Origin of the sequence: Hymenobacter swuensis DY53 (assembly GCF_000576555.1) — a bacterium.
GTDB classification, from domain to species: Bacteria; Bacteroidota; Bacteroidia; order Cytophagales; family Hymenobacteraceae; genus Hymenobacter; species Hymenobacter swuensis.
In genome coordinates, this window is record NZ_CP007145.1 from 858552 (window position 1) to 883215 (window position 24664).

Annotated in this window: 20 protein-coding genes; 10 read left to right on the forward strand and 10 right to left on the reverse strand. The window is 61.5% G+C overall.

Going from position 1 to position 24664, the window contains the following annotated elements; genetic code table 11:
• Nucleotides 1–48: 48 nt before the first annotated feature.
• Nucleotides 49–1539, reverse strand: coding sequence for a hypothetical protein (locus HSW_RS05160; protein WP_044001094.1), 1491 nt, complete (start codon nt 1537–1539; stop codon nt 49–51).
• Between the two features lie 151 nt (nt 1540–1690).
• Between HSW_RS05160 and HSW_RS05165 the strand changes: the two genes are divergently transcribed.
• From HSW_RS05165 to HSW_RS05185, 5 genes are all read left to right on the forward strand, one after another.
• Nucleotides 1691–3568, forward strand: coding sequence for an ABC transporter ATP-binding protein (locus HSW_RS05165; RefSeq protein WP_044001095.1), 1878 nt, complete (start codon nt 1691–1693; stop codon nt 3566–3568).
• 198 nt (nt 3569–3766) lie between these two features.
• Nucleotides 3767–4528 (forward strand): hypothetical protein, encoded by a 762-nt coding sequence (locus HSW_RS05170; RefSeq protein ID WP_155832832.1) that lies wholly within the window; start codon nt 3767–3769, stop codon nt 4526–4528.
• A 195-nt stretch (nt 4529–4723) separates the two neighbouring features.
• Nucleotides 4724–5320 carry a hypothetical protein gene (locus HSW_RS05175; RefSeq protein WP_044001097.1) on the forward strand — a complete coding sequence of 199 codons (597 nt, stop codon included), beginning with the start codon at nt 4724–4726 and terminating at the stop codon, nt 5318–5320.
• A 35-nt stretch (nt 5321–5355) separates the two neighbouring features.
• Nucleotides 5356–5820 (forward strand): GNAT family N-acetyltransferase, encoded by a 465-nt coding sequence (locus HSW_RS05180; RefSeq protein ID WP_052346136.1) that lies wholly within the window; start codon nt 5356–5358, stop codon nt 5818–5820.
• A gap of 137 nt (nt 5821–5957) precedes the next feature.
• Nucleotides 5958–6569, forward strand: coding sequence for a DUF4136 domain-containing protein (locus HSW_RS05185; RefSeq protein ID WP_044001098.1), 612 nt, complete (start codon nt 5958–5960; stop codon nt 6567–6569).
• 8 nt (nt 6570–6577) lie between these two features.
• Here the strand turns inward: HSW_RS05185 and HSW_RS05190 are convergent, their stop codons facing one another.
• The 4 genes from HSW_RS05190 to HSW_RS05205 all read right to left on the reverse strand — a co-directional run bounded on the left by HSW_RS05190 (nt 6578) and on the right by HSW_RS05205 (nt 12056).
• Nucleotides 6578–7564: an XdhC family protein gene (locus HSW_RS05190; protein WP_052346137.1), complete on the reverse strand. Its 987-nt coding sequence runs from the start codon at nt 7562–7564 to the stop codon at nt 6578–6580.
• Between the two features lie 106 nt (nt 7565–7670).
• A complete protein-coding gene (locus tag HSW_RS05195; protein ID WP_044001099.1) occupies nt 7671–8168 on the reverse strand; it encodes a hypothetical protein in 498 nt (165 codons plus the stop codon).
• Nucleotides 8117–10441 (reverse strand): xanthine dehydrogenase molybdopterin binding subunit, encoded by a 2325-nt coding sequence (locus HSW_RS05200; RefSeq protein WP_052346138.1) that lies wholly within the window; start codon nt 10439–10441, stop codon nt 8117–8119. Before HSW_RS05200 ends, HSW_RS05195 begins: the two co-directional genes overlap by 52 nt.
• A 142-nt stretch (nt 10442–10583) precedes the next feature.
• Nucleotides 10584–12056, reverse strand: coding sequence for an FAD binding domain-containing protein (locus tag HSW_RS05205; protein WP_044001100.1), 1473 nt, complete (start codon nt 12054–12056; stop codon nt 10584–10586).
• Nucleotides 12057–12447: 391 nt separating this feature from the next.
• On the opposite strand from HSW_RS05205, the gene HSW_RS05210 reads away from it, so the two are divergent.
• The 3 genes from HSW_RS05210 (at nt 12448) to HSW_RS05220 (ending at nt 15759) form a co-directional block, all read left to right on the forward strand.
• A complete protein-coding gene (locus HSW_RS05210) occupies nt 12448–13566 on the forward strand; it encodes a fatty acid desaturase family protein (protein WP_044001101.1) in 1119 nt (372 codons plus the stop codon).
• Between the two features lie 182 nt (nt 13567–13748).
• Nucleotides 13749–14678 carry a hypothetical protein gene (locus HSW_RS05215; protein WP_155832833.1) on the forward strand — a complete coding sequence of 310 codons (930 nt, stop codon included), beginning with the start codon at nt 13749–13751 and terminating at the stop codon, nt 14676–14678.
• A gap of 16 nt (nt 14679–14694) precedes the next feature.
• Complete coding sequence (locus tag HSW_RS05220; RefSeq protein WP_044001103.1) at nt 14695–15759, forward strand: MJ1255/VC2487 family glycosyltransferase; 1065 nt, start codon at nt 14695–14697, stop codon at nt 15757–15759.
• On the opposite strand, the gene HSW_RS05225 is transcribed toward HSW_RS05220, so the two are convergent.
• Nucleotides 15756–16346, reverse strand: a complete 591-nt coding sequence (locus HSW_RS05225; RefSeq protein ID WP_044004148.1) for an HD domain-containing protein — start codon at nt 16344–16346, stop codon at nt 15756–15758. The two genes, HSW_RS05220 and HSW_RS05225, sit on opposite strands and share 4 nt — an antisense overlap.
• Nucleotides 16347–16523: 177 nt before the next feature.
• On the opposite strand from HSW_RS05225, the gene HSW_RS05230 reads away from it, so the two are divergent.
• Nucleotides 16524–19220 carry a cyclic nucleotide-binding domain-containing protein gene (locus HSW_RS05230; RefSeq protein ID WP_044001104.1) on the forward strand — a complete coding sequence of 899 codons (2697 nt, stop codon included), beginning with the start codon at nt 16524–16526 and terminating at the stop codon, nt 19218–19220.
• A 47-nt stretch (nt 19221–19267) separates the two neighbouring features.
• Here HSW_RS05230 and HSW_RS05235 read toward each other — a convergent pair whose 3' ends face one another.
• From HSW_RS05235 to HSW_RS05250, 4 genes are all read right to left on the reverse strand, one after another.
• Entirely contained in the window at nt 19268–20314 is a 1047-nt protein-coding gene (locus HSW_RS05235; RefSeq protein ID WP_044001105.1) for an adenylate/guanylate cyclase domain-containing protein, read from the reverse strand.
• Nucleotides 20304–20699: a response regulator gene (locus tag HSW_RS05240; RefSeq protein WP_044001106.1), complete on the reverse strand. Its 396-nt coding sequence runs from the start codon at nt 20697–20699 to the stop codon at nt 20304–20306. Before HSW_RS05240 ends, HSW_RS05235 begins: the two co-directional genes overlap by 11 nt.
• Nucleotides 20700–20756: 57 nt before the next feature.
• A complete protein-coding gene (locus HSW_RS05245) occupies nt 20757–22079 on the reverse strand; it encodes an ATP-binding protein (RefSeq protein ID WP_231501354.1) in 1323 nt (440 codons plus the stop codon).
• A gap of 99 nt (nt 22080–22178) precedes the next feature.
• The gene (locus tag HSW_RS05250; protein WP_044001108.1) at nt 22179–22469 is read right to left on the reverse strand and encodes a hypothetical protein; all 291 of its coding nucleotides are present in this window, start codon (nt 22467–22469) and stop codon (nt 22179–22181) included.
• Nucleotides 22470–22660: 191 nt separating this feature from the next.
• Here HSW_RS05250 and HSW_RS23725 point away from each other — a divergent pair, with 191 nt between their 5' ends.
• Nucleotides 22661–24652 carry a peptidylprolyl isomerase gene (locus HSW_RS23725; RefSeq protein ID WP_081768257.1) on the forward strand — a complete coding sequence of 664 codons (1992 nt, stop codon included), beginning with the start codon at nt 22661–22663 and terminating at the stop codon, nt 24650–24652.
• Nucleotides 24653–24664: the final 12 nt, after the last annotated feature.

Sequence of the window (24664 nt, forward strand, 5' to 3'; positions counted from 1 at the left end):
GAGAGGCGGGGTCGTTGTGCATTGGGGGCGGAGCGGTTGAGAAGCACTCTAAATATCGCCTTCCGGGGTTTCGGCGGCTACGGAGTCCAGGATTTCGCCGGGGTGGGCCTGTTGCTCCAAAGAGTCGGCGGCAATGATATGCTCCTCGGCCGGGGTGAGTGGCGCATCCTCCGCCGTCGAATCGAGGGCCACGGTATCGGGCTGAATGTCGAACAGAGTGGGGGCGGCGGCTTCTGTGTTGTCGTCGGCGGGTTCAACGGGTGTGTTAGTCTGGCCGGCGGCCGGCCGCTGGGTGCCCAGCCACACCGGCAACTGGGTAACGGCCCACAAACCGCCGCCCAGCGCCGCAATGGAAGCCACCACTACCGCACCCCGTTGCCACTGCAGCCGCCACAACACTGCCGGGCTAACAGGCCGCCCAGCCACGGGGCGGGTTGTGGTGAGCGGCGTACTGTCGAAGGCAGTCGGCATAGCAGCGGCCACTGGTGGCTGGGCCTGGAGTTGGGCCAATTGCTGTCCGAGCTGTTGAATGCGGGCGTCGAGGGCTTGGTTGCGGGTTTCCGCTTCGGTACGAGAGGCCTGGATAGCGGCTTGTAGCTGCTGTTTCTCCTGAGTTTCGGCTGTCAGTCGGGCCTGTAGGGCTGCTACTTCGGCGGTGGCGGAGGGGGCCTGGGTGAGTTGGGCCCGGAGCTGGGCAATGCTTTCTTCCCGCTCGGCTTCGCGGGCTTCCATTTCCCGGCGCTGCTGCTGCAGCTCCTGCACTACCTGTTGCCGCAGCTGCTCCAGCCGCTGTTTTTCCTCCTGGCCAGCGGCCACGGCAGCAGCCGGTGCGTTGCCATAGGGTGGGTCGGCGGGGACGTCCTCCGCCCCGAGCCAACCCCAGATCTGTCGGGCCTTCTGCCCCCAAAAAGTGCTCGGAGCTTCTTCCGGGGTACTTTCCTCCGCTTCAGCCTGAGGTGGCTCGGGACCATATTGCACCAACGCCTCCGCCCACTCGGCTAGCGCGGCGGCGGGCAGCCGCAGCCGCGTGGGCAGCTGGGCTAGCCGGCGAGGCAGTTGGCCCACCTGCGGCACCAGCTGAAACTGGTCGGCAGCGAGCAGCTGGTCCAGCTGATACTCAACTTCCGCCGCGAAACGAACCAATTGATCAAATACCAGCAGGCCCGCCACGTCGACTTCCCCGATAGGCTGGGGCAGTTCGGGCTGTTGCGCCAGCCAGCCGGCCAGGGTGGCACGCTGCCGCCGGAACAGGCGAAGCGGGTTGTCATCGGCTTCAAAACCTGCCAGTTGCTGGTCTTCCAGTCGCCAGGGCTCGGTTTCCAACATCGGAATAGAAAGCTGGCCGCCGCCTGCCGCCAGTAGAAGGATGACCGCTCCGCCCTGCTGCACCAGCACGGCGGGCAGCACCATGCTGGCTACCGGCAGGTTGCCCAGCAGTACGCCCTCGGTGCCGGCTGCCGTGAGGGTGGCCAGCGCGGCCTCGTAGCGGGCCTGTAGGGCCGCATCAGTAAAAGGAGCGAACAGAATGCTATGCAGCATAAGTGGAGCAACGACGAGTAGAACGGTAAAAGTACGTTTCTGGTCCAGAACGGGTATCCGTCCGCCCGGGTGTCCTCCGGAGGCCCCAATTTCACCTGCCAAAAAGGCTGCCTGCGCACTCCGGCCCGAAGTGTGCCGTGCAACCGGTTCTATGGCTCGTTCTGATTCGTTTTTCTCTACTATTTCCGCCAAAAAGCCCCGGCCCGACGGCAAACCCAGCCTCTCGGTGCGGGAGCGGTTCTCGGCCCTCAAAAATCTGCCGGAGTTTCTGCGCCTGGTGTGGCAGACCAGTCCGGGCCTCACCTTGGGCAACGTGGCGCTGCGCCTGCTGCGGGCGGCCCTGCCGGTGGCCATGCTCTACGTGGCCCAGCTGATTCTCGACGCGGTGGTGCAACTCAGCCGACAGCCCGCGCCGGAGCGGGTGTTGGCCCCGGTGCTCACGCTGGTGGCCCTGGAATTTGGGCTGGCGGTGCTGTCGGATGCGCTGGGCCGGGGCGTGGCCCTGCTCGATTCATTGCTCGGGGACTTATTCGCCAACCAGACGTCTATCCGGCTGATGCAGCACGCGGCCGAACTGGACCTCGACCAGTTTGAGGACAGTGCCTTTTACGACAAGCTGGAACGGGCCCGCCGCCAGACACTTTCCCGCACCGTGCTCATGTCGCAGGTGCTCAGTCAGGCCCAGGATGTTATTACGATGGGGTTTCTGGCCGTGGGGCTGGTGGCCTTCAACCCGTGGCTGCTGCTGCTGTTGCTGGTGGCCGTGGTGCCGGCATTTCTGGGCGAGAGTCATTTCAATGAACGGAGTTACTCACTGGTGCATGGCTGGACACCCGAGCGGCGCGAGCTGGACTACCTGCGCCAGACCGGCGCTTCCGACGAAACGGCCAAGGAAGTCAAGATTTTCGGCCTCTCGGGGTTTCTCATTGACCGGTTCCGGACGCTGTCGGATGGGTTTTACCAGCAGAACAAAAGCTTGGTAATCAAGCGGGCGGGGTGGGGTACGTTCTTCGCGGCGGTGGGCGCGGCGGGCTACTACGCGGCCTATGTATATATCATCAGCCAGACAGTGTACGGGCAGGTGAGCATTGGGCAGCTCACGTTTCTAGCCGGCTCGTTTGCTCGTATGCGGGGGCTACTGGAAGGCATTCTGAGCCGCTTCAGCGCGGTGGCCGAAGGTGCGCTGTACCTGCAGGATTTCTTCGACTTCTTCCACCTGCAGCCGAAAATCCGGCGCGACGAGGCCCGGCCGGTGCTGCCGTTTCCGCGCCCCATCCGCTGGGGCTTCACCTTTGAAAACGTGGGCTTTAAGTACCGCAATGCTGAAAAATGGGCGCTACGCAACCTCAGCTTCGAGCTGCAGGCCGGCGAGAAGCTGGCTCTGGTGGGCGAAAACGGAGCCGGTAAAACCACGCTCGTCAAGCTGCTCTCCCGTCTCTACGACCCCACCGAGGGCCGCATCCTGCTCGATGGCCACGACCTGCGCGACTACGACCCCCAGGAGCTGCGCCAGGAAATCGGGGTGATTTTCCAGGATTTCGTGCGCTTCCAGCTGCCGGCCGGCCAGAACTTGGCCGTGGGCCGCATCGATCAGAAAGACAACCAGCCGCGCATTGAGCAAGCCGCCCAGCAAAGCCTCGCCGACTCGGTAATTGCCAAGCTACCCGGCGGCTACGAGCAGATGATTGGTCGCCGCTTTAATGGCGGCGTGGATTTGAGTGGGGGCGAGTGGCAGAAAATTGCCCTCGGCCGCGCCTACATGCGCGACGCCCAGCTGCTCATCCTCGATGAGCCCACCGCCGCCCTCGACGCCCGCGCCGAGTATGAAGTGTTCCAGCGCTTTAAAGAACTCACGCAGGGCAAAACCGCCGTGCTCATCAGCCACCGCTTCAGCACCGTGCGCATGGCCGACCGGATTCTGGTCATCGAGAACGGCCAGTTCCAGGAAATCGGGAGCCACGAGCAGCTGCTGGCACGCGGCGGCCGTTACGCCGAGCTATTCCGGCTACAGGCCGCCGGGTATCAGTAACTGGGTAGCGGGAAGTAGGGGTTTTGGAGCGTTGCCGAGTTGATTAAAAGAAGGTAATTTGTTGTCCTGTTACTTGCTTATTCCGGTGCCTGTTTCCGGTTGAGACGCCGGCAAACCTTAGCGCCACGTATGCAGGCTGCGCTACGCCTGAATTGCCCGGAAAGGTGTACAATCCCTCCTTCTTTAATCATCCGAATTATGCCGCTACCCAACCTCCGCCGAACGACTACTACCCTGTTGCTGGCCCTAGGGCTGGCGATGAACGGACCCGGCCCGATACCGGCTGCCGGCGCGGGTAAAGTGGCTGCAGCAGTTACCCCTACACGCTACTGCATCAACCGGGCCGGTACGGCGGTGTATGGCCAGCCCAGCCTCCGGGCCGCAGTACGGCAGTACCTGCCGGTAGGGCGCGCTATCGGGGTGCTGGAAGTGCGGCCTTCGGCGGATACCCGGCTTATTGGTAAGTCTCTGGTGCTGCCGGGCGACTGGCTGCGGATAGAGTTGAATGGCACTCCGGGCTACGTATTCAGCTCCGATGTGACGGCGCATCGGCCACAGGTGCTGCACAGCTCCGATGGCCGGCCATACGTTGTACTGCTGGGCGCAAAGAAGAGTAGCTACAGCAAAAAGCATAAGGTGCGCGTGGCCAATCACAACGAAACGATTACCGATGACATCACGCAATACGCGCATTGCACCTACACCTACACGGCCTTCGACGGATGCTTCGACCATTCATACCGGTTTTCCGGGCTTTCTCTGGCCGAAGTATATCACCACCTGGCCAACGGCTACTCCGGATACCAGAATGGCAAGTTGGTGCTGCCGAAGGTCCTGACTCACCAGGGCCGGACGTTCAGCTTTACGCCGGGGCTGGGCGATGCTGATGCCACCCAGGAAATCAAGCTCATTATTCATCCCGATAACCGCATCGAGCTTCAAACGGCCGATTGCACCTGATGCTTGCGTTAGAAGGCTATCAGACTATCCGGGGCTTTTCGTTGCTTGATCTTGTGCCGTTTACTCCGCTGTAGCGAGATGTTGAGCTGCGTTACTACCTGCCAGGTACCAGTAGAAAGATAACATAGCCGCGGTGCAACCAGAAGTTGGTCGCGCTTCTCTACAAGAAGAACCCGAACTCGACCTGTAACGGCTATGAAACGACTTTTCCTTTTTACCTCGCTGGTGCTGGGGTTGCCCGCCTGTGGTGACCTGTTTTGTGCCGATTCCTGCGGCTGCAACCCCGCGCCCAATGCTGGCAACTACGATATTACGGGCACCACCGTCACGGCCATTGCCAATGCCAGCAACTCGGTAACGGTGCTGGCGGCGGCCGAGCCGGTTTCCCGCAGCCAATTTGCGTTGCGCTTTGGCCTCGATACCCGCCTGGTAGCAGCACACCGGGTTGGGTGGGGAGCGGCCTACGCGTGTTCTCCAGTCGAGCCAAAATTTACGGAACTGGTAACGGCCATCACCGTCACCAGCAACAATGCGCTGGATGCTCAGCACCCCGCCGGCAGTTCACTCAATGATCTGCTGAGCGTGTATGAGGTGGTGGGTAACCCGGTAGCCGACGGACTGCTTAGTGACTACGTACAGCGGCGGGCGCAACAGCCGGCGCTGGTGCTGGAGTTGCGGCTGGCCAATCCGGCCGCCGCCAGTACCGGCCCGCAGCAGTTTACCGTGGTATACCAGCTCAGCAACGGGGAGACCTATACTGCCCAAACTTCTCCGCTGACGCTCACGCAGTAAGCCGCTGGTTAGTATTCGACACGTTAGACAGACATATGGCACCTGCGTTTTACTTAGTAGCCAACTTACTGCCAGAGTCTGCCGAATACGGCCAGGTTGTTGAATTATTAGTCGCTGCCCTGGAAAGCACGGCCCCCGAACTGGAAGCCGACCTACGCTACCAGCAGGTGCGCGGCCCGGTACAAGCGTGGCTTACCTTGGCCGATGGCAACGTGATAGGCTGCAAGCTGGGCTACGAGCGGAAGCCAGGTCACTACTACAGCTGGCTGGGCGGCGTGCATCCTGATTTTCGGGGCCGGGGTATGGCGGCGGAGCTGATGTGCCGCCAGCACGCATGGTGCCGGGCGCAGAACTATCGGCGCATCCGCACCCAGACCTACAACCGTTGGCGCGCCATGCTGTTGCTGAACCTGCGCCACGGCTTCGATATTATCGGGACTTTGCAGGGTGCCCACGGGCTGACTATCGTGCTGGAAAAAGAGCTGCTGCCAGCTACTTGAACCGGGCCTGTGCGCTGCCGCTTAACTTATAGCTCAACAGGGGAAATCTTATACGAATTATTTAAGTCGGACCCAATCGAATAGCGCCGGTAGTTTCGTATTTTAGTGAGTACGACCTTCTTACTTCCCCAGCGCCTATGAAATGGTATGTTACTCTGCTGGCCGGCAGCGGCCTGTTGCTTTCCGGTTGCCTCATGTCACGCGAGGCCCGCGTAGAATCGGATTATAGCTATGCCGGGCAGTTCCGGCGGTACCGGACGTACGAGTTCATCAGCGGCGACGGAATTAACTCCGACACCAGCCGGCTGGGCAAGGCCGTGCGTGATGCCATCCGCAGCCGGCTTAAGATACAGGGCTACCGCTCCGCCGCTATCCGCCGCCGCCCCGATCTGCTGGTGAATTTCCGGCTGTTTGAAGGGGATATGCGCTTTCGGGGATACGCCCAGGACGATTTCAGCAGGTGGGTAAAAGCGGGCTATGCTGAAGATGAAGAAACCCCTAAAGAGGCCCGCAAAGGCTACCAGCCCGTGCGCCTGATTCTGGCCGAAGGCACGCTGCTGGTCACGCTCATCGACAACCGTACCAACCGGGCCGTGTGGAACGGCTACGCCTCGGGCGTGTCGGTACCCTCGGGGCCGCAGGGCGAAATTGTGCTGCGTCGCTCTGTCCGCTCCATTTTTGATCAGTACCACGTCTTCACCGAAGGTTACCTCAGCGGCCAGAACACGACCAGCGAAGCCGACGACTAGCGTAACTGTTATGCGTTTCGCTCCCGGATCAGCTCGGCGGCAATGCTGATGGCTATTTCCTCCGGTGTGCGGCTGTTGATAGGCAGCCCAATGGGGGCGTGTACGCGGGCCAGCAACTCCTCAGAAACACCTTCAGCACGCAGCGTAGCCAGCAGCTCGGCTATTTTGGCAGCACTGCCCATCACGCCCAGGTAACGCACCGGGTGGCGCAGTAAGGTGCGCAGCGCAAGCAAATCGGTGCGGTAGCCAAACGTCATCAGGATGACATATTGATGTGGCCCGGTGGGAATTTCCTCCCGCAGAGCCGCGTAGTTTACCGTGCGTTTATGGTGGGCAAACGGGTTCAGCAAATGCGTGTTCAGGCCGGGCCGGTCATCCAGTACCGTCAGTTCAAACTCCAGCGAAGCCAGCACCCGGGAAAGGGCTAGGGCTACGTGCCCGGCTCCCACAATGGTGGCGTGGTCCCGGAAACCCAGCTGCTCGGAGTACGCCCAGTCAGCACCGGGCTGCCAGGTATAGTGAGAGGCTGCGGCGTTCTGGCCTTGTTGCAGCCGCAGCCCCTCGGAGACCGATACCTGCAGCTGGCCGCTGCTATGCTCCCGCAGCAGCTGCTTAATGGCGACGATGACCGGCAGGTCAGTGTTCCGCAACGGCTGCACCAGCACCCACTGCTCTCCTGAGCAGATCATGCCGGAACGATCAGCCGGGGCATCCTTGCGGTGAATCTGCTGGCGCAAAATAGGCGCGGTGGTAGCGTCGCGCAGCAGGGCCCGGGCTACTTCCACAAACTTGTGTTCCATGATGCCTCCGCCAATGGAGCCCGCCAGGCTGTTGGCCGTCACACTCATTTTGAAACCCTGCCGGCCGGGGCTGCTTCCCTCGCTGGCCAGCACACAGAGCAACGCCACCGGAATACCGGCGCGCAGATTGGCTGCCGCGTGTTGCCACACCAGCATATCGCGCGGAGCCGGTGGTGAGGCGTTCAGGATATCCACGGAAGGATAACTAGGAGAAGTAAAGGGTAGTTCTTGCTCCGGCAATATAGTATTTTTTATATGTTTTTTTGGGTGTTAGGATGGTTTATATGAACGGCAAATTCCGTTACAGCCACGTAGCACTGAGGGCGTAGTACACCGCCATAATGCCTGAAAAAAGCGCGCTGGCTACAAAGCGCCAGTCCGGAGCTACTTTGTTCTGGATATAGTAGTTCACGACCAGGGCCACCGGAACATTCACCAGGAACGAGCGGCCCGCCAGCGGCAGCAGGGCCCAGGAAATCTGCTCGACCTGGCCCCCGAACAGCCGCAGAAACACGTAGTGCCGCACAATCCAGAGCGGGTTGAAGTATACCTGCGACAGCGCCGCCCGGAGCCACTGCCGGCCCAAGCCGCCGTCGGGGCGCTCGGGTACCTGCCGGTCAATCCAACGGAAAAAGGCGGGCACTTCCCAGGAGTACAGCACGCCACCCACCAGGGCCATGCCCAGCAGGCGCGTCCAGGAAAACTGGTGAAGCAAAAGGGCAGCCAGCGTGTCGCCGACGGCGTAAATCAGGAATCCGCGGAGGTGGTTGCGAAGGTGGGTTGAGCGGGTGAGTTCCAAGCGTCAGAAGGGGTGGTCGTAAAATGGGGGTGCAAATTTACGAGAACCTTTTCCGGCGTCATAGGAGCGGAGAAAGAAATAGTTGCCTGCGGATTAAACGCCCGCACTGCGTCGCGCAAAGCAAAGTAGGTCCCGATGCCGTACATCAGCGGCGGCTCGCCCACGGCTTTGGAGCGCAGCACGGCGCGCGGGTGGCCCGGGGTATCCAGGAAATGCACATCCAGCACCTTGGGGGCCGAGTACAGGTCGGGAATCTTGTAAGAGTTGAGCGAATTGCTGAGCAGGCGGCCTTCGTTGTTGAACACCAGTTCCTCCAGCGTCATCCAGCCGATACCCTGCACTAGGCCCCCCTCAATCTGTCCCCGGTCGATGGCCGGGTGCATGCTCTGGCCGAAGTCGTGGGCAATCTGCACGGCTTCCACCTCGTAGGTGCCCCGGCGGCAATCCACGCGCACGGTGGTCAGGGCCGTGCCGTACACGTGGTAGGCGAAGGGGTAGCCCTGGTTGGTGGTGGCATCGAAATGCAGGTCGGGGGTGGCGTAGTGGGCGTTTTCCGTGAGGCTGATGCGCTGCCAGTAGGCCGCCGAAACGAGCTTCTCCCAGGTGGTATCGGCAGGCTTGCCGGCGGCCAGTACCTGCTCGTTCTCGATGTGCATGCCCTCGTAGTCTATGCTCAGCTCCGTGGATGCCAGCCGGAGCAGCCGCTCCCGCAGGGCCCGGCAGGCCAGCTCGGTGGCTTTGCCGTTCAGGTCGGCGGTGGCGGAGGCAGCCGAGGGGGACGTGTTGGCCACGCGGGTGGTATTAGTACTTTCCACCTTAATGCGGTGCACAGAAATGCCCAGCGTCTGGGCCGCTACCTGAGCAATTTTGGTGTTCACGCCCTGGCCCATCTCCACGGCTCCGGTGCTCACGCCCACCGAGCCATCAGTGTAAATGTGCACCAGCGCCCGGGCCTGGTTCATGGCGGTTTTGGTGAAGGAAATGCCGAAGCAGATAGGCATTACGGCCAGGCCCTTCTTCTCCCAGCGGTGGGTGCGGTTGAACTCTGCCACCTCGCGGCGGCGGCCGGCCAAGTCGAACAACTCGGCGGCTGTATCCCAGGCCTGCTCGGCGTGGCATCCCTCGGTGGGTTGGCGGTACGGAAACAGGTTCCCTTCGCGCAGCAAATTGCGGCGCTGAATATCGGTGGCGGGCACGCCCAAGTGCTCGGCCGCGCAGGCAATGGCCGACTCAATCACAAACATGCCCTGCGGCCCGCCGAAGCCCCGGAAGGCGGTGTTGGGCGGTAGATTAGTGCGGCAGCTGTAGGCCGTAGCTGTCACGTTCGGGATGAAGTACGTGTTGGTGCTGTGGAACAACGTGCGCTCCAGCACGGCCGGCGACAAGTCGGCGGCGGCCCCGGCGTTCTGGTAGAACGTAGCCTCGTAGGCCACAATTTTCAGGTCGGCATCCAGCCCGATTTTGAAGTCGGAGGAGTAGGGGTGCCGCTTGCCGGTCATGCGCATGTCGGCCATGCGGTCGAGCACCAGCTTCACAGGCCGCTGGGTCATGAAAGCCCCCAGGGCGGCCAAGGCGCCCCAGGTAGTGGCTTGGTCCTCCTTACCGCCGAAGCCGCCGCCCAGGCGCGTCACGTCTACTTCCACCTGGTGCATGCCCAGCCCCAGTACGTGGGCCGTGTGGCGCTGCACGGCCGTGGGGCCCTGGGTAGAGGAAATGAGGCGCACCCCACCCATTTCGGTCGGGAAGGCATACGCACCCTGGGTTTCGATGTACAAGTGCTCCTGCCCACCCGACTCGGCCACCCCCTCAACTACGTGTGCGCACCCGGCCCAGGCCCCGGCAGAGTCGCCGATGCGGAAGGTACGGGGCGGCACAATCAGCTCGTTCTGAGCGGCGGCCACGCGCGGATCGGTGATGATAGGTAGGGCCTCCACCGAGACGCGCACCTGGGCCAGGGCCGCGTGTGCCGCGTGTTCCGAGTCGGCCAGGACCAAGGCCACCGGCTGGCCCCGGAAGTGGACGTGGCCCTCGGCCAGCAGCGGCTCATCGGGCACGATGCCGCCAATCTGGTTTTCGCCGGGAATGTCCTGGGCCGTAAGAATGCGCACCACGCCGGGCAGCTGCAGCGCCGCTATGGCATCAACGCCCAGCAGCTTGCCATGCGCCACCGGCGACTCCACCACGGCCGCGTACAGCGTGCCCTGCTGCACCGGCACGTCATCCAGATACTGAGATTCGCCGCGCACGTGGCGGATGGGGTCGAGGTGGTTCACGGGAGCGGTGACTTGGTGACGTAGTGGTTGAGTGAGCGGGGCAGCTGTAGAGACGCGACCCTTCGTGTCTTGTTCGTTGAACGACTATAATTGAGCGGATCGAATAACGCCAGCAACGATTGGGACGCGAAGGAGCGGAGCCCTACAATTGTTCTTCGATGAGCAGGCCGGTTTCCACGAAGTGCGCTTCCAGCAGCTGGTGCAGCAGCAGACGCTTGTAGTGCTCGGTGCCGCGCACGTCGCTGATGGGGCTGATTTCCTGCTGGGCCAACTGCTGGGCGAGGCGCACGGTTTCCAGCGAAACCGGCCGGCCCACCAGCGCAGCGGCCGTCTGGCGCAACAGCAGCGGAATGGGTCCCACGCCGCCAGCCGACAGCCGGGCTTCCCGGATAACGCCGTTGTCCACCCGCAGCCAGGCGGCGGTGTTCACGCTGGCAATATCCAGATGGGTGCGCTTCGATACCTTCTCGAAGTTGAAGGCGTCGGTGGCAGTCGGGGCCTCGAACCGGATTTCGGTTACCTGCTCGTCGGCGGTTTTGGTGAGCTGCTTGTAGCCCAGGTACAGCTCCGCCAGCGGCAGCGTGCGGTGCTGGCCGGCGACCGTAGAAAGCCCAATTTCGGCTCCCAAGGCCAGAAATAGGATGGTCAGGTCGCCGATTGGGGAGGCGTTGATGAAGTTGCCGGCCACCGTGCCCATCTGGCGGATGGGCGTGCTGCTGACCAGCTTCAGATACCGGGGCAGCTGCGGCAGCACCGCCAGCAATACTTCCGATTCCAGCAGTTGCTGGGCCGTGGTGGTACCACCCAGAATTACCAAGTTGCCCTCGCGCCGGATGCCGCGCAGCTGCGGCTGGTTGTAGAGCAACTGCACCGGCGTAGCCCGGAGCTGCTCGGGCTGCTGCACCAGTAAATCGGTTCCGCCCCCGAGGATGCGGGCCTGCGCGGCGGCCGGCGCATCCAGCACCGGGACTGGAGCCACAACCGGGTTGGTTGCTTCGGAGCCACCGGTGGCGGCAGCGCGGGCGGCCTCGTGCAGCGCGGTAAGTCGGGCGGGCATATCGGCAAAGTACGGCGGCACGAAGCCCTCGGCGGCCAGCCAGCTCACGGCGGCGGCGGCGGGCCGCTGTTGGAGCTGCGCGGTAAGGTGTTGAGCGGCCCGCTCCAGGCTCTTGTAGCCGGTGCAGCGGCAGATGTTCCCATCAATAGAAGCCAGAGCCGAGGTGGGGGTGCTGGTTTTTTCGCTGAGGGCGTGGCCGGTCAGGCTCATCACGAAGCCCACGGTGCAGAACCCGCATTGCGAGCCACCTTCCTGGACAATGGCCTGCTGCACCGGCGTGAGCGTACCCCGGGCCGCGTTAATACCCTCTACCGTAACAACGTGCTTGCCGTGGGCATTACCCAAAGGCGTGAGGCAGGAGGTCATGGCCTGGTACTGCACCATTGCACCGGCCGCGTCCAGCTCGCCCACCAGCACTGTGCAGGCCCCGCAGTCACCTTCCCGGCAGCCGATTTTGGTGCCTTTCAGGTGCTGGTGGTAACGCACGAAATCGAGCAGGGTGCTGCCCGCTGGCTGGTCAGTGCGGATGAGCTGGTTATTGAGGTAAAACTGAAGCATACGGGAGCAAAAAGGCATAAGCGGAAAGGAAAGTTACGGGATTTTCACTTTCGGCGTAACAATTCGGTAATGTTCGTAATCAGGGACGGCTACCCGGTCTGGTGGGAAAATCAGCACTCGACGGAAAATATATTATAGAGCTAATAATTGTGGCCAGACGGCTGTCATACAACGTAATTGCCGCGCCTTGCCAGTCTATGGGTGGCGGCTGACGGCTACTTCTGCCCAGCCGCAACGAACTGAACAGGTGGCCTGCCGGTTGAGGGAGCAAGTTAGGTGCCACGCAGGTGCCGCTGGCGGCGTATGGCGCAATGCTGTTACCTTGCCGGCCTCGAAACTCATCTGTGGACAGGCGGCCCGGGCTGCTGTACTGCATCATTACTATATCAGTATGGCCAAAACATTGAAATTCACGAATGTTCGGAAAACCACTTTTTTCGCCACGGTGCGCGAGCGGGTGGATGCCTACTTTGTAGCTGAGGGAATTTCGCGCCACGCCAACGGGACTATGTGGGCCAAAACCATCTTCTTCCTGAGTGGCTACGTGGGCCTGTACGTGCTGATTCTTTCGAACCAGTTCGGGTTGCTGGCTATGGCCGGGCTGGCGGCCCTGATGGGCGCGTTTGCCGCTTTTATCGGCTTCAACGTGTGTCACGACGCGCTGCACGGTGCGTTTTCAGCCAATAAGAACGTGAATAAGTGGCTGGGCATGGTATTCAACCTGATTGGGGCCAGCCCTTATGTGTGGAATATCACCCACAACATCGTACACCACACCTACACCAACATTGCCGGCCACGATGAGGACATTGAAGTGGCCCCCGGCCTGATCCGGCTGTCGGAGGAGGAGCCGGTGCGCTGGATTCAGCAGTTTCAGCATTGGTACGCGTTTCCGGTGTATGGGCTGGCTTCGCTCTCGTGGGTACTGCGCAAGGATTACGTGAAGTTTTTCCAGGGCAAGATTGGGGAGCACGTCACCAAGCACCCGCGCCGCGAGTACGTGAATTTGTTTCTGTACAAAGCCGTGTATTACGCTTTGTTCATTGTGCTGCCGCTGGTGGTGCTGGATGTTACGTGGTGGCAGTTTGCGCTGGGCTTCGTCTGGATGCACTTCGTGGAAGGGCTGGTGCTGGGCCTCGTGTTTCAGCTGGCCCACGTGGTAGAAGGCACTGCCTTCCCACTGCCCGATGACCAGGGCGACATGCGCGAGGCCTGGGCCGTGCATCAGATGCAGACCACGGCCAACTTCTCGCCCGACAGCAAGCTGGCTAGTTTCCTGTGCGGCGGCTTGAACCGGCAGGTGGAGCACCACTTGTTCCCGAAGGTTTGCCATATTCATTATCCGGCCCTGGCTCCTATCCTGCGCCAGACGGCCCTGGAGTTCGGGGTGCCCTACATTGAGAACAAGACGTTCTTCGGGGCCTTGCAGTCACACTACCGAATGCTGCGCCAGATGGGTCCGGAGGCTTACCGGCAGGCGCGTACGGAGCGGGTGGCGGTGGCGGCCTAGGGGCGAAATTATTAGCCTATCATATAGAAGCGCAGTTGGGCAAGATGCCCCGGCTGCGCTTTTGTATGATGGGCGGATGGGTGCCGTTGGCAAAATCCCAAGCCAAGGTTACGGGGGAGTTGGCTACTTTCGGCCCGGTTTTGGCCGTGGCCGGCCGTCGCAACTTCCCTCTTATGCTTCGTATGACTACTTTTTCCCCGTTTCGTGCCGCGTTGAACCTGTTGGCTGGGGCCGGTTTGCTGTTTTCGGCCTCGTGCACCGCGCCGCGCGCCATTGTGAGTACCGGTAAGGTCACGCCGCGCGGCGAATTCCGAGTAGGTGGCAACATGGCCTTCAACGTACCCACCGAAACCCTTGGTAAAACCGGCACGGCGCTGCTGGATGCGGCCAAAGCGGCGGCTAACAAAGACACCATCCGCTATAACCAGAGCATCGAAAATATCCAGGTAGCAGCCCTGGCCTACGTGCTCGATCCGGTGCGGCCGACCTCAGACGTGTATGTACGCTACGGCGTAATTGACCGGCTCGACGTGGGGTACAAGTACGGCTTCGGCTCCCACGTTTTTGATGCCATGTACCAGTTTCTAGGGCCGACGGGCACGGTGGAAAACCCCGGTACGCGGCAGCCAGGCGCTACGTACGGCAGCATCGGGCTGCAGTTTGCCACCCAGCGGGCCAAGCTGCCTAGCATTCCGTTTCTGGATAACGTGACGGACTTCCTGAACTTTCGGGCCAGTCGGCAGGATATCCTGATTCCACTGGTATTCAGCAAGTCGCTCGGGGTAGAGGAGGAAATCGGAGCCATTTCCTACGGCGTGGTGTACGCGCACAGCTTCTTCAAATATGGCTTCCAGCCACAGAATCTGTACAATGGCGTCGGCAGCTCACTGCTTCCTTCTCTGCCCACAGCCAAGCAGAACTTCAGCTCGTTCGGGGCGTTCTTCAATGCCAAGCTGGGCTACAAGTATGCCTACTTTATCCCGGCACTATCGGTGTACTACCAGAATTATGGCGAGTATCAGCTGCTGAACAACCGCACCGCCAAACTCAGCGGCCTCACCTTCATTCCCAGCCTGGGCCTGCAGTTCCGCATTCCCGGCGCGCGGCGCTAACGGCAGTCTCGAGCGTATGAATATTCTCTACGGAGTGCCCGGCGAAGGGCTGGGGCACGCGACGCGCAGTAAGGTGATAATCGGGCATCTGCTCAGTCAGGGCCATGAGGTATGCGTGGTGAGTAGCTCGCGAGCTTACCAGATGCTGGCCGCCAACTTCCCCGGGCGGGTGCACGAAATCCGGGGCTTTCACCTGGCGTATAAACACCTCACCGTTTCGAAGTCGCGCACGGCGGCCCTGACATTGCGCTCGGCGCCGGAAAACCTGCGGGTGAACTTCCGCAAGTATCGGGAGCTGCTCTGCGACTTCGAGCCCGAGGTGGTGATTTCCGATTTCGAGTCGTTCAGCTTTCTGTTCGCCAAGTGGAAAAATCTGCCCGTCATCAGCATTGATAACATGCAGATTATCAGCCGGGCTGCCTTGGATGTGCCCATACCGGCGGCGGAGCGCGGCAACCTGGCCTTGGCTCGCCAGATTGTACGCGCCAAACTGCCCGGTAGTCAGCACTACTTCATCAGCACCTTCTTCCCGCTGCCGCTCATCAAGGAGCGCACCACGCTGGTGCCGCCCATTCTGCGGCCCGAGGTGCTGGCCCTGCGCCCTACGCATGGCGCGCACATACTGGTGTATCAATCGGCTACCACGCAGAAGGATTTGGTGGCGCAGCTGCAGCAGTTGCCGGGGCAGGAGTTTCGGGTGTATGGCTTCAACAAGGAAGAAAACCACGGCAACGTGCAGCTGCGGGCCTTCAGTGAGGCCGGCTTTCTGGCCGACTTAGCCAGTGCCCGGGCGGTGGTCACCAACGGCGGCTTCTCTCTCATCAGCGAAGCAGTGTACCTGCGCAAGCCGATGTGCGCGGTGCCCATTCCGGCCCAGTTCGAGCAGTTTCTCAACGCGGCCGAAATCGAGAAGCTGGGCTACGGCCGCCACTTCTCCGCCATCACTCCTGATAACCTCAAAGCCTTTCTCTACGACCTGTCCGGCTTCGAAACCGCTCTGCAAGGGTACACGCAGCAGGGCAACGACGAGCTGTTTGCGGCTCTGGAGCAGGTGCTGACTGCTTTGGTCGTGTCGCGCTAGAGCCGCGCCAACTGCTCCCGCACTTCGGCTAGTCGGGCCTGCTTGGCGGCCTCGCGGCGGGCGGTGGCGGTGGGTGTCCAGTAGCGGTGGCCGCTCAGGAAGTCAACCTGCAGGCGTAACCAGGCTTCCTCTCCTGCTATCATATTGCGCACCGTCAGCTCCTCGTACAAAGTTGAACTGATGGGCCAGAAATCGGAGCGGCCGAGGTAATCCAGGTCGGCGTCGCAGAGGATCCGGGCCAAGTGAAGCGGCCCAGGGCTTTGGGGCATCTGCGTCGCCAGGATGAGCTGGCAAATCAGTTCGATGTGGGCCGGCTCGTAACCGAAGCCGGGCAGGACCTGGCGCGCCAAGGCACAGCCGGCGGCCTCGTGGCCTTGGTAGGTAGTCAGGAAACCGGCATCGTGGTAGTGGGCGGCGGTGCGCAGCAGAGCCAGTTCGGTGGGGTCGGAAACGCCTTCGGCCAGGGCCAGAGACTGGGCCTGCTCAACCACGTCGAGGGTGTGATGTAGGCCGTGGTAGAACAGGGTAGGAGCAAGGTGCTGACGGAGCTGGTCGAGGACGTAGGTTTCGGCGCGAAGGCAATCCATGAGGAGCAAACGAGGCTTAGAAGGTGTAAGTAGCGGAAAAATCCGGCATCAAGCCGCCGCCGGCTCCTATCTTGCACCCGTGGTAGTGCTTAGTGCCCAAGCCCTGGTACCCAGGTGAACCGGCAGAAGTTACCTCTGTCAGCTACGCGCTACCACCCAGGCACTAAGCATTACACAATGACATTACTTGCGCGTTGGCAGCAGCTGTTGGGCATCCGACCCGAAGAGGGGCGTACGGTGGGGCTGTTCTTTCTGCACAACTTTCTGCTGGGCATCGGGACCATTCTGGTGTACGTGGCGGCCAACGTGATTCTGCTCGAAAATCAGCCGGAACGCAACCTGCCGCTGGCCTACGGGGTGGCCGCGCTGGCTATGGTAGCTGCCGGCCAGGTATACGCGCACTATGAGCACCATCTGGGCCTGCAGCGGGTAGCCGTGCGGGTGCTGCTGGCCGTGGTGGTCCTGATGACGGTGATTGGGGTGCTGGTTGCCGTGGGCCACTCGGTGTGGGCGGCAGTGGCCATCATGACGGGCTACCGCGTGATTTACCTACTCACCAACCTGGAATTCTGGGGCGTGTCGGCAGTGGTGTTTGATGTGCGGCAGGGGCGGCGGCTGTTCAGCGTCATCAGCTCCGGCGACATGCCCGCCAAGGCCCTGGGTGCTGTGCTGGCGTTGCTGGTGCACCATCACGCGGAGCTGCTGTGGCTGCTGCTGCTGGCTTTCGGGGCCTATGTGGGGGCGTTGCTGGTGCTGCGTACTACGGGTCGGGAACATCTGGTGGAAGCGCGTTCCGGCGGCCGGGCCGCGCGGGCGCAAGCCGTGGCCGCACCGCTGCAACGCTGGTTCGGCAGCAGCCGCCTGGTCCTGAGCATGTGCCTGAGCATGCTGGCTATTGCGGCCGTTACTACCGGCGTGGAATATTCCTTTTTTGTCAACGTCAAGCATCAGTTTCACGACCAGACGCTGGTGATGCGCTACGTCAGCACCGTGCTGGCCCTCACCTACTTGGTGGCACTGGTGGTGAAGCTGCTGGTAACCGGCAAGCTGCTTGATGTGCTGGGCGTACGAACGATTTTACTGGCCCTGCCGGCCCTCGTATTGCTGGGCCTGGGGCTGTTCAGTCAGCATAGCAGCTGGGGGCCGGGTGGCGTCATGCTTTACTTCTGCGCCTTATTCCTGACAATGGAAATCTTGCGGCGGGCTTTCTTCGACCCAGTGTTTCTGGTGCTGTTTCAGCCGCTGCCCGCTGCCGAGCGGTTGCAGGCGCATACCCTCTCGAAGGGCGTGTATGAGCCCTTGGGCATGGGTCTGGCTGGTCTGTTGCTGCTGGTGCCTCACTTCTGGCCTAAGCTGGACGCCAACTTTACCTTCGGGTGGATGGCGGTACTGCTAACCGGCGCAATTTTCATGCTTTACCGTACCTACGGGCACTACCTCGATGAGCTGCACCACGCCGTGAGCCGCCGGTTTGCCCTGCCCCATGAGCTGCCCGCCGCCGGGCAACCCAACAGCAATAACACGGTATCGGAGGCGGAAACAGAGGCGTTGGTGGCGGCATTAGCCGATAAGCCCACGCGGGCTGCTGCCTTCACGGAGCTGCAGCACCTGGGCTTGGCCGCACTATCAGTGCTGGTTCGTACGCTGCAAAGCAGTACCGATGCGGTGGTAACGCGGCGGGTGGCGCAACTGTGCGGCCGTCTGCCCACCGCTCAGAGCCGCGTTACGCTGGTGGCGCTGGCACAGCGGCCCGATTTGGGGCAGCGCGAAGATGCCCTGCGCGCCCTCCGCAACTTTGCCCCGGAGCCAGCCACTACGCCTGTTTTTCAGGCATTGGTGCAACAGGAGCTACAACTGGCCCGCGAGCTACTGCACGGGCAGGCTACTACGGCAAATCAGCCCGTGCAGGATGCGCTGGCGTACGAGCTGACGCGGGTGCAGCAGCGCCTGTTTGGGGAGTTGCAGCAGCTCTACGCGCCCCAGGCCATTGCCGATGCGCAGCGCAGCGTGGCGCACGCCACCCGGGAGCGGCAGGCCAATGCCCTCGAAATCCTGGATAACATCATTCCCCGCCCCATGTACCAAGGGCTCCAGACGCTGCTGGAAGTGGGCACACCCGCTGCCAAAGCGGCCCGTTTCGACCGGCTGTTGTCAGCTGCTACCACTCCTGGGCCTATTGTGGCCACTATTGTGGAGCGGGGCGAAACGGCCTTTTCCGATTGGACCGTGAGCCTGGCCCTGCGCTACTGGTCGGCCACTGAGGTGCATTTTGCCCTGCTTCGGCCCCACTTGCATAGTACCAGCCCACTGGTGCGAGAAAGTGCCTTAGCGGTGCTGGCCCGCTGGGCCGAAACCCAGCCAGCGGCCTACCAGGCGGCCGTTACGCAAGAACCTTCCCTGCCCGATTTACTTATGAGCCATTCTGCCACTACTGCCCACGTTTCTGCCGCCGACCGGGTGGCTATTCTCCAGCGCACCGCGTTGTTTGCCGCTACGCCCGCCAACGTCCTCAGCAGCATTGTGCCCATCATGAAAGAGGTGAGTTTTGGCGCCGGAGAGCAGATCTTTGCCAAGGGCGACTTGGGTACTTCCCTCTTCATCGTGTCGGAAGGGGAGGTGGGCATTTTTACCGGTTCGCAGCTGCTGGCTACTTTCCGTCCCGGCGACTTTTTTGGGGAACTCGCCCTGCTCGATGCTGAGCCACGTTCGGCTACTGCCGTGGCCCAAAGCCCCGTTACAGCCTTCCGCCTCGACCAGGACGATTTCTATGATGTGATGGAGGAGCGGAGCGAAGTGCTGCGCAATATTCTGCGCGTCCTCTGCCAACGCCTGCGCAAGCAGAATGAAGCAAGTGAAGTCAAAGCGCAGAAGTAAAAAGACACAGAGTTGTGCCTTTTTACTTCTGCGCTTTGACTTCACCACTACGCCACTACCTCGTAAATCATCATGGGCTGGGCCTTATTCTTGAGGGTTACCTCGTGGAGCGGGCGGCATTGGAACGACTCCTTTACCCGCTCGTAGGTGGCTTCCGTGATAATAATCTGACCGGGCTGGGCCACGGATTGCAACCGTTGACTCACGTTCACATTGTCGCCGATGACGGTGTAGTCGAGACGCTTGAGGGAAGCTGAGCCGATGTTACCCGACACCATTTCGCCGGTATTGATACCGATGCTGACCAACGGTTGGTAGGGTCGGCCATCGGGTAACACGTCCTCGTTGGCCTGCACCACGGCGCGCACGGCTAGGGCTGCGTCCACGGCCCGGTCGAGGTGGTACTCGCCCCGAAAAACGGCCATTACCGCATCGCCCATAAACTTGTCGATGTAGCCACCCTGCGCAATAACCTCCTTCACCATCTGGTCGAAGTAACGGTTGAGCATGGTGACAATGTCGGCGGGCGGCAGTACTTCGGAGAGAGACGTAAAGCCGCAGATGTCGATGAAAACCACCGAGGCATCGACCGTTTCGGAGGCCATCAGCGTGTTTTCGAACTCCGGCCGCCCCACAAAGTTGAGTACGGTTTCATCCACGTACATGCGCAGAATGTTGTTTTCCTGGATGGCCCGTAGCGTCTCGCGCAGCTGCTGTACGTGCTGGGCGGTCTTGTCCATTGTCAGCTCCAGGTCCAGGAAGTCCACGGGCTTGGTCACGAAATCAAACGCCCCCCGGTTCATGGCCGTGCGGATGTTCTGCATGTCGCCGTAGGCTGATACCATCACGGTTTTGAGGACTGGATTGGCCTCCTGTAGCTTGCTGAGCAGCGTGAGGCCATCCATTACCGGCATGTTGATGTCGGAGAGAATGATGTCGAGGTCGGGGTGCTGCTGCAGGGTGTTCAGGGCCTCTTGGCCATTGCTGGCAAACACGAATTCGTACACACTTTCCCGAATCTTGCGCCGGAACTTCTGCTTGATGAGCAGCTCCAAGTCTGCCTCATCATCAACTACCAGAATCTTAGTTTTCATGCTCGGTGAGGTGCAGTAGTTTTTCCTTGAGGGCCACAAAATCCACGGGCTTCGAGAGGAAGTCGTTGGCACCCAGGGCCAGGGCCTGCTGGCGGCTGTCGTCGTCGCCGTACGCGGTAATCATCATTACCTGAGGCGGGGTAGGCGGCGGCGCGCCGTACTCCTGCCGGATGTGGCGCAGCAGTTCCAGCCCACTCATGCCGGGCATGTTGATATCAGATAAAATCAGCACTACTTCGGAGGCATGGTCGTGCAGGTAATCCAGCGCTTCCTCACCCGAGTAGGCAAACGAAAAGGTAAATAGCCCGTTGCGGATTTCACGCCGGAACCGTTGCTCGAACAGCGTCCGCACGTCCTGCTCGTCGTCAACTACCAGTATTTTCATGGGGCTAAAGGTACGGGGTGGAAGATGATAGCGTAACCGTTTTCTAGCTACAAGGCGTTACTGCCCCGCTGGCAACGTAATAATAAACTCGGTACCCTGGCCTTCCTCCGTTTCCACGGCAAGGGTGCCGGCGTGGCCTTTCGTTACAATATCGTAGCTGAGAGAAAGGCCCAGGCCGGTGCCTTCGCCGGTGGGCTTGGTGGTGAAGAAGGGCTGGAAAATTTTCTGGCGCACAGCTTCCGGAATACCGGTGCCATTGTCGTGTACGCGCACCTCCACGCCGCCGCCGGGCAGGGCGCGGGTGGCCACGCGTACGGTAGGGGCATAGCCGGTTTCGCCCTGCTCTTTACGCTTCTGTACGGCATAAAAGGCATTGGTGAACAGATTGAGCAGCACCCGGCCCAGGTCCTGGGCCACGGCCTCAATTTTGGGGAGGGGAGAAGCAAAATCGGTTGTGAGCGTGGCATTAAAGGATTTGTCCTTTGCTCGCAGGCCGTGGTAAGCCAGGCGCAGGTATTCGTCGGCCAGCACGTTGAGGTCGGTGGGTTGCCGCTCGCCGGTACTGGCGCGGGAGTGTTCCAGCATGCCCCGCACGATACTGGCGGCACGCTGTCCGTGGTGGGTAATCTTTTGCAGGTTTTGCTTGAGGTCGGCCAGCAGCTCGGCTTCCAACTCCTGGTCCCGCTCGGGGCGTTGCTGCTCTTCCTCCAGCTCCATTACCAGCTCGGCACTCACATCGGAAAAGTTGGTGACGAAGTTGAGCGGATTCTGAATCTCGTGGGCAATACCGGCCGTCAGCTCGCCCAATGAAGCCATTTTCTCGGCCTGAATCAGTTGGGCCTGGGTGGTTTTGAGCTCTTCCAGCGCGTGTTGCAACTCCTCGGTCTGCAGGGTGAGCGAAGACGTGCGCTCGGCCACCATGCTCTCCAATACCGCATTCTGGGCCGCTATTTCGCGTCGTTCCTTTTCCTCCGCTTCCCGCTGCACCCGTTCGGCTTCCAGCTGCTTCTTCTGCTTTCTGGCAATGAGCACGAAGGTCACCAGCCAGATGACGGCAAACCCCTGACTATTGCTGAACAGGTTTTTGTACTCGCGCATAAAGCTACTGCTCAAGGTCCCTGACAGCAGTTCAATAGCCGAATATGCCACATAGGGTACCACGGCCAGCAGGATGGTCCGGGCCGGCCGGTAATCCTGCACCCGTACCAGCACCAGCACCACCATGGCCATCAGGAACAGCGTGTATATCTCATCCAACTGGTCCGTCTTCCACTGAATGAGTAGGGAAAACAGGTAGAGCAACAGCCCCGGCACCCAGAAATACCCAATCAGCCGGTTCAGGTGGGGCATCCGGGTGGGCAAATCCAGAAACTGCCGCATACTCCGCACTATTACAGCGGCTATGCCCACGGAAATTAAAATAGACGCGTTTACTTCCATGCGGGGAAAGAGGAGGAGGAACGGGAAATAAAAAAGTGCCTACGGCTTGCGCGGAGCTGCCGGCTTGTCATCGGAGCCGCTCAGAAACCGGGGCAAGGGCACAGCCAGCGTGACAACCGGGTTATCAGTAGAAGTCTGGCGACTGGTTTTGGAGGTGCGCGGCAGTACGCCGGCCAGCTCGCCCAGCTTGCCCAGCACCGTAGGCAGCGTCAAATGCACGGTCAGGACCTTCTGCGGCGGCGTTTTTGGGGGCTCCGGGGCTTGGCTGTAGCCGGGTAGTCCGACCAATAGCAACGCCAGCGTAAGCCAGATACAGTAGGAGCGAGGCATGGGAAAGGGGAGATGCGCGGGTAAATATAGGAGTTGCCGGTGGTGCGGCGGCACGGGTGGGCAGTCAGCTGAAAAACAGGTACGGCCTCTGTCCGCCGCGTCGGCTGCAAACCAACGGCAACGCATACGCCAGATGCTTTTTGCGGGAGGGGCGTTGCCTTCCCTGCCGGAGTATTTACCTTAGGCCAACCATGACCTACTCTGCTCTTTGTCGGGCTGCGGCTCTTGCGGCTACTGCCGGCGCGGCCTTGCTTACCGCCTGCGCCCCGCGTCCGGCCGCTTCCTCAGCCGCGGCTGCCACCCAACTCAACCAGTTTGCCACCGACAGCGTCCGGCGGCGCATTGCCACGTTGCAGGACGAGCGTCGGACGGCGGACCTGCTGCCTTATCTGATCCGCTCCGAAGCTCCTTACCGCCAGGCTGCTGCTGAGGCCCTGGCTTCGGTCCAGGATAAAAAGGCCACTCCACAGCTGCTGGTTGCGTTGCAGGACCCGGAGTGGCGCGTCCGGCAGCTGGCCGCCTACGCCCTAGGCCAGACGGCCGACTCGACGGCCGAAGCCGGCCTGTTTCAGCGCCTGCCTCTGGAACCCGAGGCTATGGTGCGGAGCTACGTGCTGGAAGCCCTGGGTCGCTGCACCTCCCGTTCCGGGCTCAATGCGCTTACCCGCCTGCCCAGTTCTCTGGCTACCGATACGGCTGCCCTCAATGGGCAGGCCTGGGGCCTGTACCGCGCCGGCCTGCGTGGCCTGACATCGGAGGCTGCCGTGGCCCGGCTGGTGCAGCTGCTGAGCCGCCCAAACCCGGCGGGTGCCCGGCTGGCGGCGGCCAATGCCTTGGCCCGAACCCGGGGGCTGAATCTGGCTCCGTACGCGGCGGCCATCGGGGCGGCGGCCCAGCAGGATGCCAGCTACGCCGTGCGCAGCGGCGCGGCCTCGGCCCTTGGCAAAGCTGCCACCGAACCGACGGTGCCCGGGATGCTGGCCGGCCTCGCCCGCCGCGACCCGGACTACCGCGTGCGGGTGAGTGCCTTGCGGGCAATGAATGCCGCCATGTACGCGCCGGTGAAGGAAGCTGCCTGGGCTGCCCTCACCGACGACAATGCGCAGGTAGCCCTGGCTGCCGCTGAGTTTTTTCTGGCCCACGCCACCAATGAGCCCGGAATGGTATTTTTGGAAAAGGCCAACCGACTGAGCCAGTGGCGGGTGCGGGCTACGCTGCTGGCGGCCGCCCTGCGCCAGCCCGGCGAGGAGCGGGCCGCTATCCGGAATGCCGTACAGGAGCGGTACGCAGCAGCTACTGATAACTATGAGAAAGGCTATCTGCTGAAGGCGCTGGGCGAGGATCCTACCGCATTTGATTTCGTGCAGCGGGCCACGTTTGCCCCCAATCAGGCCGTTGTTATTGGCACTTACGGAATGGAAGCGTTGGTTGCCATGCGTCACCACGCGGATTTCCCGGCGGCCCGCTACCCTGAGTTTGCTCTGACGCTGCGCCGGGGCGTGCTCAGTAATGACGTGGCCGTGATGGGTACCGCCGCCGAAGCCATTCGGGACCCGAAGCTGAATCTGCGCCGCCTGCTGCCTAGTGCTGACTTTCTGGTGCAGGCTCGCAACCGGCTGGTGCTGCCCCGCGACCTGGAAGCCTGGCAGTCATTGCAGCAAACCATCGACTTTCTGCAGAACCGCCCGGCCACGCCTTCACCCGTTGCGGCCGCCGCCACCCACCCCATCGACTGGGCCGTGGTGGCTACTATTCCGGCCGCTCAGCGGGTGGTGGTGCGTACCAGCAAGGGCGACGTGTTTATGCAACTGCTGGTAGAGCAAGCCCCTGGCTCCGTGGCCAGCTTTGTCACGCTCACGCAGCAGGGATTCTACAACGGCAAAAACTTCCACCGCGTAGTGCCCAATTTTGTGGCCCAGGGCGGCTGTCCGCGCGGCGACGGGTGGGGCAGTTCCGACTATAACCTGCGCTCCGAATTTGCTGATCTGCACTACGGGACCGGTGCCGTGGGTCTCGCCTCTGCTGGCAAAGACACCGAAAGCTGCCAGTGGTTTATCACCCACTCGCCCACGCCTCACCTGGATGGCCGCTACACCATTTTTGCCCAAGTGGTGCAGGGAATGGACGTCGTGAGTCGTCTCGAAATTGGGGACCGGATAGAGAAGGTGGAGTTGGTGAAATAAACCTGAAGAGAT

Coding starts and splice junctions, on each gene's coding strand:
- HSW_RS05160 (WP_044001094.1), bottom strand. CDS start 1,539: ATGCTGCATAGCATTCTGTTCGCTCCTTTTACTGATGCGGCCCTACAG.
- HSW_RS05165 (WP_044001095.1), top strand. CDS start 1,691: ATGGCTCGTTCTGATTCGTTTTTCTCTACTATTTCCGCCAAAAAGCCC.
- HSW_RS05170 (WP_155832832.1), top strand. CDS start 3,767: ATGCCGCTACCCAACCTCCGCCGAACGACTACTACCCTGTTGCTGGCC.
- HSW_RS05175 (WP_044001097.1), top strand. CDS start 4,724: ATGAAACGACTTTTCCTTTTTACCTCGCTGGTGCTGGGGTTGCCCGCC.
- HSW_RS05180 (WP_052346136.1), top strand. CDS start 5,356: ATGGCACCTGCGTTTTACTTAGTAGCCAACTTACTGCCAGAGTCTGCC.
- HSW_RS05185 (WP_044001098.1), top strand. CDS start 5,958: ATGAAATGGTATGTTACTCTGCTGGCCGGCAGCGGCCTGTTGCTTTCC.
- HSW_RS05205 (WP_044001100.1), bottom strand. CDS start 12,056: ATGCTTCAGTTTTACCTCAATAACCAGCTCATCCGCACTGACCAGCCA.
- HSW_RS05210 (WP_044001101.1), top strand. CDS start 12,448: ATGGCCAAAACATTGAAATTCACGAATGTTCGGAAAACCACTTTTTTC.
- HSW_RS05215 (WP_155832833.1), top strand. CDS start 13,749: ATGACTACTTTTTCCCCGTTTCGTGCCGCGTTGAACCTGTTGGCTGGG.
- HSW_RS05220 (WP_044001103.1), top strand. CDS start 14,695: ATGAATATTCTCTACGGAGTGCCCGGCGAAGGGCTGGGGCACGCGACG.
- HSW_RS05225 (WP_044004148.1), bottom strand. CDS start 16,346: ATGGATTGCCTTCGCGCCGAAACCTACGTCCTCGACCAGCTCCGTCAG.
- HSW_RS05230 (WP_044001104.1), top strand. CDS start 16,524: ATGACATTACTTGCGCGTTGGCAGCAGCTGTTGGGCATCCGACCCGAA.
- HSW_RS05235 (WP_044001105.1), bottom strand. CDS start 20,314: ATGAAAACTAAGATTCTGGTAGTTGATGATGAGGCAGACTTGGAGCTG.
- HSW_RS05240 (WP_044001106.1), bottom strand. CDS start 20,699: ATGAAAATACTGGTAGTTGACGACGAGCAGGACGTGCGGACGCTGTTC.
- HSW_RS05245 (WP_231501354.1), bottom strand. CDS start 22,079: ATGCGGCAGTTTCTGGATTTGCCCACCCGGATGCCCCACCTGAACCGG.
- HSW_RS05250 (WP_044001108.1), bottom strand. CDS start 22,469: ATGCCTCGCTCCTACTGTATCTGGCTTACGCTGGCGTTGCTATTGGTC.
- HSW_RS23725 (WP_081768257.1), top strand. CDS start 22,661: ATGACCTACTCTGCTCTTTGTCGGGCTGCGGCTCTTGCGGCTACTGCC.